At 64.7% G+C, this 13,824-nt stretch carries 9 protein-coding genes; 2 read left to right on the top strand and 7 right to left on the bottom strand.

The window, feature by feature from the left end:
* Positions 1-216: 216 nt before the first annotated feature.
* The 5 genes from LXN57_RS46210 to LXN57_RS46230 all read right to left on the bottom strand — a co-directional run bounded on the left by LXN57_RS46210 (position 217) and on the right by LXN57_RS46230 (position 8,988).
* Positions 217-1,554 (bottom strand): hypothetical protein, encoded by a 1,338-nt coding sequence (locus LXN57_RS46210; RefSeq protein WP_251804680.1) that lies wholly within the window; start codon positions 1,552-1,554, stop codon positions 217-219.
* Positions 1,547-2,602: an SEC-C metal-binding domain-containing protein gene (locus LXN57_RS46215; RefSeq protein WP_251804681.1), complete on the bottom strand. Its 1,056-nt coding sequence runs from the start codon at positions 2,600-2,602 to the stop codon at positions 1,547-1,549. Before LXN57_RS46215 ends, LXN57_RS46210 begins: the two co-directional genes overlap by 8 nt.
* Before the next feature lie 1,250 nt (positions 2,603-3,852).
* Complete coding sequence (locus LXN57_RS46220) at positions 3,853-5,715, bottom strand: UvrD-helicase domain-containing protein (protein ID WP_251804682.1); 1,863 nt, start codon at positions 5,713-5,715, stop codon at positions 3,853-3,855.
* Positions 5,712-7,925 (bottom strand): ATP-dependent nuclease, encoded by a 2,214-nt coding sequence (locus LXN57_RS46225; RefSeq protein ID WP_251804683.1) that lies wholly within the window; start codon positions 7,923-7,925, stop codon positions 5,712-5,714. Before LXN57_RS46225 ends, LXN57_RS46220 begins: the two co-directional genes overlap by 4 nt.
* 496 nt (positions 7,926-8,421) lie before the next feature.
* The gene (locus LXN57_RS46230) at positions 8,422-8,988 is read right to left on the bottom strand and encodes a hypothetical protein (protein WP_251804684.1); all 567 of its coding nucleotides are present in this window, start codon (positions 8,986-8,988) and stop codon (positions 8,422-8,424) included.
* Between the two features lie 457 nt (positions 8,989-9,445).
* On the opposite strand from LXN57_RS46230, the gene LXN57_RS46235 reads away from it, so the two are divergent.
* The gene (locus LXN57_RS46235; protein ID WP_251804685.1) at positions 9,446-9,895 is read left to right on the top strand and encodes a hypothetical protein; all 450 of its coding nucleotides are present in this window, start codon (positions 9,446-9,448) and stop codon (positions 9,893-9,895) included.
* A gap of 110 nt (positions 9,896-10,005) precedes the next feature.
* Here LXN57_RS46235 and LXN57_RS46240 read toward each other — a convergent pair whose 3' ends face one another.
* A complete protein-coding gene (locus LXN57_RS46240) occupies positions 10,006-11,433 on the bottom strand; it encodes an IS1380 family transposase (RefSeq protein ID WP_251804686.1) in 1,428 nt (475 codons plus the stop codon).
* Positions 11,434-11,552: 119 nt separating this feature from the next.
* Between LXN57_RS46240 and LXN57_RS48495 the strand changes: the two genes are divergently transcribed.
* On the top strand, positions 11,553-11,762 hold the full coding sequence (locus LXN57_RS48495; RefSeq protein WP_369077312.1) for an endonuclease domain-containing protein: 210 nt from the start codon (positions 11,553-11,555) through the stop codon (positions 11,760-11,762).
* 1,147 nt (positions 11,763-12,909) lie between these two features.
* Here the strand turns inward: LXN57_RS48495 and LXN57_RS46245 are convergent.
* Positions 12,910-13,824: DNA cytosine methyltransferase (locus tag LXN57_RS46245; protein ID WP_251804687.1), on the bottom strand; the 915-nt coding region annotated here is incomplete at its 5' end.

Genomic DNA, 13,824 nt, shown 5'->3' on the forward strand with positions numbered 1-13,824 from the left:
TCAAGGCCGTGAAGGGCCGGTGACGGCGAGCTTGGCGATCCGTACCGCGGCGACCTCGAAGATCGGTTGTTTGGAGACCGCGTCCCAGGCGGTGGCGGTCAGCTCGTTGGCCGCGCGGGAGCCGGCCGGGACCGGTCGACGGTCCCCGCCACACTCATCTGCGGCGTCGCACGGAGGATCAGAATCAGCCGGTCACGGTTCGTCGCGGCCATCGCGTCACAGGTGCGGGTACGCCCGGGGGCGCAGGGCCCGGGCCCGAAGGGCTGCGTGGGCGGCGAGCCGGCCCGCGTCGGTGAGCCGCAGTGGTTCGTCGAAGCGTGGAGAGGTGGTGAGGTCAAGCAGGCGTAGCTGCCGCCGGAGGTCACCGAGGAGCCTGCCGGTCTGGTCGGGGGTGACCGGCTGGCCGGTGTGCTGGTCGCGCCAGCCCTGCTCGGCGAGCGCATGCGCGACGGCAGTGTCGAGTGCACGGTAATCGTGGTCCTGGCCGGACAGCATCAGAAGCAGGGCGACCTCGCCAGCAGCGGCGTCGGCGGCGTCCGGGCCGAGCAGGTTGGTCATGGTGGCCTGCCACAGTGCGGGCGTACCCTCGGCGTGGACGGTCTTGCCGATGCTGCTCAACAGCAGTTTGCGTCCGGAGCGGCGAACGACACCCATCTGTTTGGCGAGCTCGCGCAGAGTCCACAGTTCGACGATGTCGGATTCGGAGCGCGGGTTGGCGGTGAGCGTAAGCCAGTCGAAACGGCGGCAGCCCTCCGCGACGAGAGGGCGGGTGAGAGTGCCGGTCTGTGTGAGTGCCGCGCCTGTGGCGGCGTGGTCGAGCAGCCACTGCAGCGGGGCGAGATGGTCCGCGGCCGTGTCGGGAACGGCGACCGGGTGCAGGAGCTGGTTGGTGATGGCCGTGGCGAGACGCCGGTGTTCGGTGCCGTGGCCGTCGGCCCAGTTCTGCAGCCGTTCGGTGTGCACCCATTGCAGCCAGGTGCTGCCGGTGAGGTCGTCGCGGGGACTGTCCAGGAAGACGCGAGTCGTCTGGTCGGCGGTCTTGCGCCAGCCCGGCCGGCCTGGTCGCAGTTCGCCGCTGTCGATGACGTGTTCCAGCGACAGCGACGCCGACGCGTAGGCGCCAGCCTCGTCGCTGCCCATGACCGACCCCCACTCGAGCACGCCGGGCAGGTCGGGTGGTTGCAGGCCGCTGGCCGCCAGCGCGGACCGGTAGGCCTTGAACCCAGCCGTGCCACCGTCGTGTTCGTAGACGGCCAGGATGTCGGCGGTGGCGGCCGAGCCGCACATGTCGGCGTACCGGGTTCGGCCCAACCGATGGAACAGCTCACCGAGAGCAGCAGCGACCTGCTGCTTCTCGTCGAGGTCACACAGCCACTTCGTCGGCAGCTGATACCACAGGAAATCGGCCAGAGCATGCCCGGTGACAGCTCTGAGCCCTTCGCCCCAGGTCAACGAGTCGAAACCGGCCCGAGCCGCGGCGGCCATGTCGGCATCGATGCGGGCCAGGTCGGCCAGCACCGCCTCCACGACCAGATCGTCGGCGGGTTCAGCCATGGACGCCGGTCCGGGGCGTGCCGCAGCATTTCTTGTACTTGCGGGCCGAACCGCACCAGCATGGCTCGTTACGTCCCGGCGGCCACGAGATCAGTTGCTCGGGACGGGTTCGGGCGAGGTCGGCGGCGTACCCGGCCCGTGCCTCGCCGGGGTTCTCGCCGCGTTCGGCGCACCAGGACAGCAAGGCGTCGACCCGGATCGGAGCGATGCTGACGCGGGCCATCCCGGAGTCGGCGGCCTCGGCGAGTTTGACCTGCATGGCCCGGCAGTACTCGGCGTGCGATCGCCCGCCGGCAGCCGCTCCGCCGGGTTCGGTCAGCGCCGGCCATCGGGCGAGCGCTTCGTCGTACTCCTCGGCGGGGAACCATGACAACGCCACGAGCATCGGGGTGGCTGCGGCGCGCCAGCCGGTGACGGCCGCCGGTGCCGCGGTACGCAGGATCCGCTGCCGGGAGTCGCGTTCCCGTTCGGCGTGGAAGTCCGCCGCACGGGCCTGCAGGTCGTCGGCTTCCATGTCCAGCTGGGTCATGCTCGTCCGGCGCAGGTCGATGAGCTGAGGGATGAGCCGTTCGGGGTCGCCGCTGTCCAGGGCGATACTCATCCCGTCAGTCAGCCAGGCCAGGGCGGTGACGTGGTCACCGACAGCGGCGTACTCGAGGCCGGCGTTGTTGAACAGCCACACGTCGCCGGGGGTGTCGGCCCTGACCTGGGTCCAGATCGCTTCGGCCTCGCCGACGCGGCCGGCCCGCATCAAAATCTCCGCGATCCGGCATCGACTGTCGGGCAGCCCCTCCAAGCCGGCGTCCACGGCCTCGCGGATGGTCCGCAACGCCTCGTCGAACCGGCCGGTGTCGGCGTAGGCCTGCGCCAGCTCGTCGAGCAACTCCGGGAGGTAGAACACCTCGGCGGCGTCCGCGTCGGTGCGGGTGAGCGCGACCGCGTCCTGCAACGCGGCTAGGCAGGCACCGTCGTCACGCGGACGCGCGGCCATAGCCGACGCAAGTTGCCGTTCGATACGTTCAACCTCGGACAGGTGGTTCACCGGCATCAGACCATCATGCCGTCGCAGGCGCCGGGCACGCGTGCACCGGGCCGTGATCCCCGCCTGACGGTCACGGCCGGCCCTGACCCTGCCACGATCCGCCGCAGGTGCGCACCAGCCTCCACCAACGGCACCTTCGCCTCGGGAACCGGCAATGACGAGTACCCGCTGAACTTCGTGAGCAACGACTCCAGCCAACGGCTCTGGAGCCGCCCCGACAGGCCGATCAACCAGGGCCGGGACTACCGCGGACAACCCGGGACAACCGCAGCCAACTTCCGCACCCCACGAGCAACCACGATCATGGAATCACCGGCCCCGGACAGGACCGGCGAACCCCGGCGAAGATCACCGTACGGGCGTTCGTGTCATCGAGGTGTCGTGATCATCCACATAGGAGGATGCCGTGCATCGACGTTCGACATCACCGACAAGGAGACCCGTCACGTGGAGATTCGATCAATCCGGCCATGAACGCCCCTGCTCAACCAGGGCCCCGACAACGAGGTCGACGCAGATGGAAGGCTCAAGAGCTTTTGAGTACGAACCGGCTACGAAGATCATCCGCAATCATGGCGTAAACCGTACGCGCGTACGTGCAAAAATGCGTGTCACGCCGACGCGGACGCATCAATGTCTAGACATCAAAAGGCTAGCTACGCTGGCCTTTTGTTAAGTCGGGCTGACAGGATTTGAACCTGCGCCCCCTTGACCCCCAGTCGCATTACGATTTGGTTAAGTAAGATCAGATTGTGTCAATCAGTACACAGATCCGGACAGACCGACAGCGCAATGCCGTCCGATTTCAACCAGTCGTGGGGAAGTTGATCAATCCTGTGACCGGGCATGTGACCACGCCCAATCAAGTGCGGCTCCTGTCAGCGGATTCAAATAATTGACGATGCCCTCAAGAGGGAGGGCACCTTGCCGCACACTTGGGAGGATTCAGCTTCTTCCCGAAACAGCAAATCAGGAACGTCATCAAAACCCCGGCTCCGCAGAAACGGCGACCATTTGACAGCTCATGAGAGGACTATCCCTCCCCGCAACCCGTAGCGGGCTTCAAATCCGCACGCTGCCTTCAGTTCCGATAATACTCCGCCGACTCGCCGTGACAATTCAAGGCTGCGAGTTGACCATGCCAACGGCGCACCCAGATTGCCACCCGCCGACCCTGCCCAGCCCCGTCTGCGATAGCGGCGATTCCTGATCGCCGCTATCGCAACAGCAACCCGAAAGGCCGCCGGTGTCTAGCGTCAGGTCGCTGATAGGTCGTCCGCGGTCAGCGGCTGATCTGCCAAGCCTGCAGCCTTGAGAGACAAGATCGCGGCGTCAACGTCGGTGGCGTAGAGGACGATGGCGAGTTCGTTTCGCGCTCGTGAGACGCAGACATACAAAAGTCTCCGGCTCCGATCCACGGTGGTGTCTTTGCCGCTAGATTTGTTGCGGCGATCGGTATCAGAAAGCTCTGCGAGCCCTAAGAGTTTGTCGTAGGAGTGGGCGGGCAATGTGCCTTCCGAGTCGTCAAGCAGGACTATGACGTTGGGAAATTCGGCGCCTTTGGTTCCGTGTTGTGTCGAGTAGGGGGACTCCCGTCTGATGTACTGCAGGTATCCGTACAGCTCGCGGACATCGCAATCCAGGAATTTCTCCAGTACCTCCTGGGTCTTTTCGCCCATTACCTGGTCTTTGTGTTCCCCGTCGGGGTCGAGGTAGCGCGAAAGTAGCGGAGTAGCTTCGATGAGCCCGTGCTTGTAGGTGTGCCGCAGCGCATCTCCTACTGAGCCTTCGCCAGCTTTGGCTACTATTGTTTGAAGTTCCCGCACGGCCTCACTTGCGGCGGTGAGGCGCTGACGCGCGACTCCCGGTTCTGTGATGCCGTCCCGCAGCGTGGTGCTGTGCTTGCGCAGGATCCGCGGTATTGCGGCGGCGCTGGCTTCGCACAGTGGCAGGATGACGTTCAGGAACGGCGCGATGGGCCAGGCTGTGCCTTCGTCGAAGCCGGCGGACAGCGCGGCGGGGGCTTTCGGCACATGGAAGGCGGCATGTAGGTCGGCGAAGCCGAGTCGGCGTGCGGCGAGTTTGTGCATGGCTACGAGGATTTTTGCGCCGCCGGGCGCATCGCTGGTCCAGGCGTCGTTGGAGGTGCGTTGCGCGAGCCAGCGGCGGACGGTGTGCATGCTGGTGACGCGGTCGGCGTCTGCGGGCAAAACGAAGAAGTACGCGTGGCCTTCTGGGGTGACCTCGTCTGTCCGGCCGGGGATTTGTTGGTCTCCGTCGCCGGCGGCCCGGACCCGGTTGACGACCTCGAGAACCTGCCGCGATGAGCGGAAGTTCTCTGGTTTGTTGATGAGGGTCCAGTCGGGTTCTGCTGGGATCCGGCCGATGCCGGTGGCATAGATCTGCTGCATGGTGTCGCCGAAGAAGCCTAGGAGGAAGTCGCCTTGGACGGTCCGATACAGGTGGATGAGGCTCTTGACGACCTCTGACTCGGTGTCCTGGCTCTCGTCGACAAAGATGATCGGGAATCGTGAAGCGACCACCTTCGCCAGGAGCGGCTTGGTCATCAGCATGTGCGGCACCATCTTGAGGATGTCCGCGTGGCCGATCTGCCCCTTGCCGTAGTCGGGTCCGATGCCATAGGTGAATCGGCGCATCGATCGCAGGCCGTCAGTCTGGCGTTGGTAGCGGTCACGGTCCTGCTCCGCGGCACGTCGTTTGTCGGGTGTTCCAGCCTTGTCGATCTTCTCAGAAATTTCGGCGAGCTTGGCCGCGAGTTGGCGTTCTATCCAGGCTCCGATGTCGGACTGGAACGGTGCGACTAGATCCCACAGGAAGCCATGGATTGTGGAGACGTATACGAGCGGGTCGTCGTGGACGTCGTCGTGGATCTCGGCGGCGGCAACTTCTGTGTAGGTGATGCAGGCGACCTGTTGGGTGCGGGCACGTAGCTGCTTGCGGCGGTCGCCAGCGACGTAAGCCAGCGCCTTGACCAGTGAGGTTGTCTTCCCTGATCCTGCCCCGGCGTTGACTACGAATCCTGTTTTTCCGCGCCGGTCGAGGATCTCGCGCAGGGCACGGTCAGTGTGAGTGTCCGGTGCCTCGATTCGGCTGGTCATCCGCGTACCTCAGCTTGGATCTCGGTCAGCTGTGCACTCTCGGACGCTTCCACGGTCACCTGATCGCGTAGCCACTCGAGGCCCTCGACGATGTAGTGCGGCCCGAGCCACTCTGCCGGGTTGGAGGTGATCAGCGCGAGGGCGAAGTTGGTCTTGTCGAGCTTGCGGACGCGTTGGTGGATCTTCTCGTGAAGCTGGTCCAAGGTCATCTTTGCTGCATCGCGCACGCGCACGCCGAGGTTTGCCTGCTTCAGGTCTTGGCACCAGGCCAAGTTTTGCAAGGCGAAAGCCTCTTCGAAGGTGCGGCCGGCTCGGGTGTCGCGTTCGCCGTTCCACTCCACCGGTTGGCGGGTCTCATAGGCAACACGGACGTGGCCGGGGTTTTCTTGCTGCGGCGGGCACTTATCGCTGGCTGGCAGATCGAGGAGGTCGGCGACCGACCGGATGCGTGGGATCCAGGTTGCCAGCGTCTCGTTGCTCGTGACGGCGTCGTCCGTCGTAGTCATGCATGTGGCCCGGCTAGTTTGCCCGTCGGCATCATCAAGACCGTCGTCGTCGGGCTCGGATGCGGCATCGGCATCGTCCGTCTTGGGCCCATGGACGCTGTCGATGTCGGTGATGACCAGCGTCGGAAGGCCGAGGAATTCGACGAGTTCCCGGAACTTGTGAGCGAAGGCTCCACCTACCTCCAAGATCGTCAAATGGCACGACTGCAGCTCAGGCGCCGCCTGCTGAATCATCAGGGGAAGGAGAAGGCGCTCGACGTTTCCCTCGACCAGGACTGCGGCATCAGCGAAGAACAGGTCGCAGTGAGTGAGCTTGAGATACTGGCGGAGGAAGTGCCGCGTGGATTCTTCGGTGACGCCCTTGAACGTCATCAGGTCTCTGACGTCGGTGTGGTGGAGGTTGCCGTCTTGGCCGGTACGTCTGAAGTACCGGATGGGCTCGAACGACTTCTCGTAGATGACGTGCGCCGAGTGGGTGGTGACGACCATCTGCGTGGTGAAGGCTGGATCAGTTTTGGGGAGGATCTCGCGGATTTTCCGGATGAACACCTGCTGGAGTTGGGCGTGCAGATGAGCTTCGGGTTCCTCGATGAATACCAGGTGGATCGGTGGGCGCTCGCCGTCTGCGTCGATCCACCGGTGATGGAAATCGAGGACTTCGACGACCATGTAAATGAGGTTTTTGAAACCTAGCCCGTTGTACTGGTCAGGCAGGGTTCGCTCTGTCCCGCCAGCGCCGTCGCCCGTGGGCATCGCGTAGTGGACTCGGGCTCCACTGCTGAGGACGGTCTGTGCGTTGAATGACGCTTTTACGACCAGACGTGGATGTTGGAAGCCCGGGTAGCCAAGATCGGAAAGCTTGGTCAGGGTCGACTCGAAGACTTCCGCGAAGTGCTGGTTGAGTCGAAGTTCCGAGTCCGCGATGGCGGCCATGGCCGCTAGGTCAGTCTCCTGCTGTTCGAGGTTGCGGGTGTAGAAGCCGCTCAGCTTGCGCGAGAGGTCTTGCGCCCGGCCACGGCTTTCCCCGTCGACCAGGTGGCGCTGGGCGTCGAGGAAGTCGATCCTGATCAGGTCGTCGAGCTTGCCTCCGAGCTTGCTTTCGCCTCCGCTGACCCAGTCCGGGGTGAAACTTGCGTCGAACTCGAAGTTCTTGTTGCACTGGCCGGCGTCCAGGACTGCGTAGACGATCTCGTATTCACGATGTAGTTCACGCGTCAGGTAGTCGGTCAGGGACCGGGGCCATGGTTCGTACGCTGAGCCTTCGGCGAGTTTGGCGGCGGTGATCTTGCTGCGGCACTCTTCGAAGTTCTCGACCAGCTGCTTGCCGTTCCTGGGGCGGTAGGCCAGCCGAACCCCGACTAGCTCTGAGTTCCAGCTCAGATCAGGGAGCAGGTCGATCACCCGGTGCAGGTTGGTGTCGTCGTCTTTCAGGTTCAGCCAGATGTCCAGCTCAATCTGGGGAAGCTCGTCAGGGTTGCCGGACCCGGAGTCGAAAGCGTCGAAGACGTCCCAGCAGTCGGTGGTGAAGTCGTAGATCTGAAAGCGGCCTTTGCCCTCGCCGAGGAACAGTCTGAAGACCTGGGCTGCCGAGGTCTTTCCGCTGTTGTTCGCTCCGACGAAGACTGTTGTCTCCGGGTCAAGATCAATCCCGACTTCGCGCAGCCTGCGGAAGTTCCTCACCCGGAAGGTCTCGATGTACAACATCGCTCCGTTCGCAAGGGCGCGCTACCTGGAGCGCGCGAGCCATCGAACGATAGACCTCGTCTCCCCCTTAGCCATCCTCCCGAACTAGCACCGCCCGCTTCGGTGAAAGGTTGAACATCGAGGTGGACCGCTGGAAGTCATCGACAGCGGCCGTAGAGACAATGCAAAAGTTCACCGGTTCGGGTGATCGGGAACGGACTCAACGGCGAGGGCGATCCGGCTCTTGGGAGCGCGTGGCAGGCGGATGCTGGCTGACAGGTGCGATCGTGCGGGACGCCGGTGGCTCAGTCCCGGCGACGTTGGGCTTTTGGTCCTTCCTGCTTGCCGTTTACGATGGGTTTCGCAGACTTTTACAAGGTGCGCCACAACGGATGGTGTCGCCGGGACGAGCGACGGTAAGCCACGACATCGGTTCGGATGCTGACCATCGGTGGGACGGCGGGTCGTCAATTCTGATTCAGGGGTTGCTACGGCGCGAGACCGTTTAAGGCTGCGGTCAGTCCTCGCTGAAGAGCTGCCGCAACCGCTCAGAGATCGCGTCCATGGCGTCGTCGGCGAGCATGATCGCTTTGTTGTGCATGTCCTCACCGTGAGCCGCGGAGACCGGTCCTTGGTTCAACGCCTTTCCCTTCACGCCCAGCATCACCACATCGGTCATTGCCGACGTGGCATCGTCGGCTTTCCGGCGAATGTCTTCGTCCAAGATCAGGCGAATCGATTTCCTGATCTGGGCTCGAACGGCCAGTTCCTTCTCGTCCGTGTCGAAGCCCAGCAGAGTTCCACCGTAGCCGTGCTCGGTGGTACGTGCGATCTTCAGATCCTCGAGGTGAGTCTTCGTTGAGTCGCGCATCATTTGCCACAGCCCGTCGTAGGCCGCCTGCAAGTTCTCGATTTCGAAGGCGCGGCGACGGTCCGCAATGGCCCGCTGCCGGTCGGTGTCTTTCACCTTCCGGTCGTGCTCAATCTTGCGGCGCTCGTTGGCGATGTTCGCCACGGACGTCACCACAACGCCGGCAATCGCCGACCCGCCAGCTACCAGGCCGACCAAGAGGCTCGTATCCACGCAGGGCAACCTACTGGTAGGCCTCTCACCCGCGCTAACCATGGGAGTGCGATCCCCGCCCCGTCACCCGCCTACCGGCGCTATACGCGTTGCAGGCGCCCGCGTCCGATCCGACCGCATGATCATGGCTTTGGCTCGGACTGCCCCGTCCTGCTCGGCCTGACCGCCCCCGGAGCGTCGGGCACGAGCGGGCAGCAGGACGGTCCGGACCTGTTCGACGCGTTCGCCTAGATGGCTCCGATCGTACGAACAGCCCGGATCGGCGGCCCCTTCGGTCAGGGCTGAGTGTCAAATCATGATCGATGTGCGCGAGTTTGGGCCCCACGCTGCAAATGCCGGCGGGTGCACGCGAGTATGTCGATCAGTAATCGGGACCGCGGATGATACAGGTCAAGTACGAGATCTACGCCTAGATGGCTGATGCGGCAAGATCATTTCGCCCCGTACCGTAAGCGTGGTGAGTGATCTTGACGCAGCTCAGGAATCGTCCGGCAAGTACGTCCGTTGGTACGCGACGGATCCGAACAGGCCGAAGTGCATCCTCGACTTCTGCGAGTCGGGACGGCTGCATGGCGATTTCTGCGGAGCTCACTACGCCCAGAAACGCCGGGGTGAGGTGCTGCGTCCCGTGCGCGGCTCGAAGGCCTACCACCAGGCGAAGTTGAATGACAAGGACGAAAAACAGTGCACGCGGTGCGGGTACTGGCTTCCACTCACAGACTTCTACGTCCGTAAGGACGGGGGCAAGGTTGTCCTTGGCCGCTCCCACTGCAACCGATGCAACATCCTCCGTCGCATGGGGATGACCGCCAAGGATTACGACGAGCGCCTGACCCAGCAGGGCGGCGGCTGCGCCATCCTCGATTCGTCACAGGGTTTTGATCCCCGCCTGCCCGGTTCGGCTTGACCGTTTTGTCCCTCACTGGTGAGTGCGGTAGGGCCGCGTGTCGCTGCGGACGCGTCGGGTTTCCGTACCCGGGGAGACGGCTTTCTGCTGGTAGGGGCGGTGTTGGTGGGTCAGGTGGTCAGTGGCAGCGTGCTCAGGCGTTCCCAGCAGAGCGTGAACGCGGTGGCCCAGGGCCAGTCGTCGGGGATGGACAGCCGGCGCCGGCGGGCGTGGGTGGTGAGTTTCGCGGGTAGGTGCAGCAGCCGGTAGCGCAGGGTTTCGGGTTCGGCGTGGGCGAGTTCAGGCTGGTCGTGCAGGCCGAGGAGCCGGGTCCAGGCGGCCAGGTCCGCGGCGATGTTGCAGGCCAGGACCCAGCCCTGGTTGACGGTCCAGGATTTCGAGGGCAGGTTGCGCAGTCCCATCGCTTTGCCCTGCCGGACTTGATCTTCCACTGTGGCGTGCGAACGGTGCAGCACGTCAAGGAACTGCGGATGGTGGGAGCCGGCCACACCGTGGAGGCGGCGGATGTTGGTCGCGATGACCTGGTATCGCCAGCCAGTGCGTTTCTCCAGGGCGGTGAGCTTCTTCGCGTGCCGGGCGGTGGGCCTGGTCCGGCGCACGATCAGCCGCAGCCCCGGCGTCCAGGACTCGACCCGCTGGTTGAGGCCGGTCAGTTCAGCGGCTTGGGCCTGGTCGGTGGCGGTGCCGTCCTGCTGCAGGCTGTCGGTCCACGCGGTCTCGGCCACGGCGGCGATCGCGGCCTCGTCGACCTCGGTGATGGTCCAGCCGACGGTGAACTTGACGGTGCGCCACAGCCGGTTCATCTGCTCGATGTGTTCGAGCAGGTCGTGGGTGGCTCCGGCCCCGTCGATCCGGATGAGGATCTTGCGCCGGTAGGCCACCGGCAGTTGCGCGATCGCGTCGCCGAGGACCCGGATGTGATCAGTGACGGTGTTCGAGCCGGCGTTGCCTGATCGCAGCAGCATGGCCAAGGACTCGCCGGTGTTCGCACACCATGCCCCGAGCGGATGGAACCCGAACCCGCGTTTGAACGTGGCGGCCGCGCCCTGCTTGTTGCTGTGAGCGGTGATCAGGGTGGCGTCCAGGTCGATGATCACCCACCCGGACAGCAGTTTCCCGGCCACCATCAGCCAGGGAAACCCGGCCGGACGGCGGGCGAGCAGGTCCCACACCCGGGCCCGGACCTTCGCTCTGGCTTTGCCGATCCGTTTCAGCCCAGCCTCGTCGAGCCCGGCCAGAGCCCGCCGGACGGTCGCTTCCGACGGTGGATCACCGAACACGAGCCCTTGATGGGTGAGCAGCCCGATGTCGGACATGCTCGTCGCGCCGAGGACGATCGCCACCGCCAGGGAAACCAGGACCGTGCCCCGATCCCACCAGCCCGGCCCGGCGCCTCGGGGCAGTATCCGGTTCAACCCGCTGGTCAGACCGGTCCGGTCTGCGCATTTGCGCACCAGCACCGCACCCGCGTGACCGACCAGACCCTTCCCACCCGAGCCGACGACCAGCCGCTGATCCCACCCGCTACCCTTGCTCACCAGGAAGGTGCACCCGATTCCAGTGTGGATATGATCTAGACACTCACATCCTTGCAGGTCAGGTGCACCTTTCCTCTATCACCCTCGATGCGACGCATTCAGTCTGAATAGCCGAGGCCATCTGCAGCAAGGTCGAGAACGGATCGAAGGGCCGTATCTGGCTCGCTGTCGACCACGACCATGGATGCTGTTCCGGGTCAGGCTCCTGCGGGAGCTGCGTTCGGGGCCTGGTCTGCGACGGCTGCAATGTGATGCTTGGCCGGGCGATGGACCGGGCTGACATCCTCCGCAAGGGTGCAGAGTATCTCGAAGCGTACGAGAGCCGTTGACATGCAGAAGCGCCCAGCCTGTTCCGGTCACCAGTGCCAGGTGTACCCGGCGATCGACCCGTCGCGGTTGCCGCGGCCGGTTACCCCGCTGTTGCGGGATTGGATCGAGGAAGGCTCAAGCTCAAAGGTGGACGTCGCATCAACCACAAACGCTGAATACCCGCGGATCCTGCGCGGCCGAGTGACCGCCGCTTTCGGCGATCTACGGGTCGGGGACATCACCCGCCACGAGCACCTGGATCCCTGGAGCAGGCCGGCGTTCTGCTTTCGCATCGCGGGCCAGCGATCCATGATCTCGTGGTCGCGGCTCTGGCGACCGGCATGGGCCTGGGCGAGCTGCTCGGCCTGCGCACGAGCGCCGTCCGGGTGGGCACAGCGGCGGAGGTGCCTGTGGAGCACACCTTGCGGCGCGACGGTACCTTCGCGCGCCGAAGACGCCGCTGTCGCGGCACACCATCGCCCTGTCCCCCGACGCCGCCGCCTCGTTCGCTGTACTCGTCCACAACGAGCATCCTGATGAGTTGGTCTTCACGGCGCCCGACGGCCAGGCGTGGAATGCCAGTACCTTGTGCCGCCGGCACTGGCAGACGGCCGTCTTCGCCGTGCAGCGCTGCCCGCGGCATCGTACGACCGCGGCGTCGAACGGATGGGTTAGCCGGTGGGAAGTGTCTACCTGCCGTTGCCCGGATCGGCTACGCGGCCGTCCACGGCTGCACGACCTGCGGCACTCGCACGTCGCCCACCTGATCGCCGCCGGGGGACTTCCACTGCGTCCAGCTGCGACTGGGGCACGCCTCGATCAGGACCACGTTCGAGGTCTACGGGCACCTGCTGACGCACGGCGAACTCAACCAACTCGCGGACTGGATCGGCAACGACCTGCCGGCCGAACAGCAAGCGCGTCGATTCGGACCGTCGGCTGCGGGCCGGAGCAAGCTTCGACCCTCCAGCCGACGCGCCGAGCGGCCTAATGCTGCTCCTGGCATGCGGCTCGGCCGTCGTGGGCGTACGGCGACGAGGGCGTGGCGTAGGTGGATGTGCGTTGACCAAGCGATTCAGCGGGCGCGGCGGCGGCCTTCCTCGTCGAGATGTCTGACAGCCGACGCTGGTCATCCTGGCGGAGGACCGGCTCCTGCGCCAGCGGTGGTCACATCACAAAGGGCTTGATGTGCCTGGCGAGGGCCGCCGCAAGGCGAACCGGGGTGGCATCGCCGATGAGGCGCGCTATCTCGGTTCTCGATCCGCACCACAGGTAGTCGGGCGGGAAGCCTTGCAGGAGCGCGGCCTCATAGTGGGTGATGGCGCGATGTTCTTCCGGGTGGAGGTATCGCCCTTTCTCGGGTTTGAGGAATTCGACGCGGATGGCCGGTGCTGGCGCGTCCCATCGCATGCGGCCGAGGTCGCCGGCCGCTGCGGCTCGCGGCCCTCTGCGCAGGTAGTGGGGAGACAGCAAATGTTCCGGCAGATCACGGACGTCGCCGCCAGGCGGGATGTGCTGGTAGCGCTGCTGAGACAGCAGGGTAACCCGTCGGCCAACGTGCAGATGGTGGCTTCGGAATGTGCCGTGGACGTGCTGGCCGAGAAGGTTCGTGGTGTCGGTGGGGAAATCCCAGACGTGTACCTCGGGAGCGGCGAGGCCACCGAGTGCGTTGTGGACGGTTACGCGGGGTAGGCCGTGTCTGCCGCCGTGGGTGGGTACGGGTAGCGGAATGCCGTCGGTTTGCGAGCCAATGATGACAGCGTGGCGACGGTCTTGAGCGACTCCAAAATCTGCCGCTTGCACGACACCGTAGGTGAGCCTGAAGGCAGTAGAGCGTTCTTGGTCGATCGTTTGGAGCATGGCTTCGAACTCGTGGCTGCGCAGGAATTGAGGTGTCGTGACGATGGCAAAGACGGTCGGCCGTGCCTCGACGACGACCCGCCAGAACTCTTTCCACAGAGTGTTGCGGGGGTCGGAGCCTCGGGCACGGCCCCAGCCGGTGAATCCTTGATGGCGCTTCCTGAAACTCCCCACTTCTGCTAGATCAACTTCCTCACTTGGGTGATCCCTGGACGGTTCGTG

The organism is Paractinoplanes hotanensis (assembly GCF_023717965.1).
GTDB classification, from domain to species: Bacteria; Actinomycetota; Actinomycetes; order Mycobacteriales; family Micromonosporaceae; genus Actinoplanes; species Actinoplanes polyasparticus.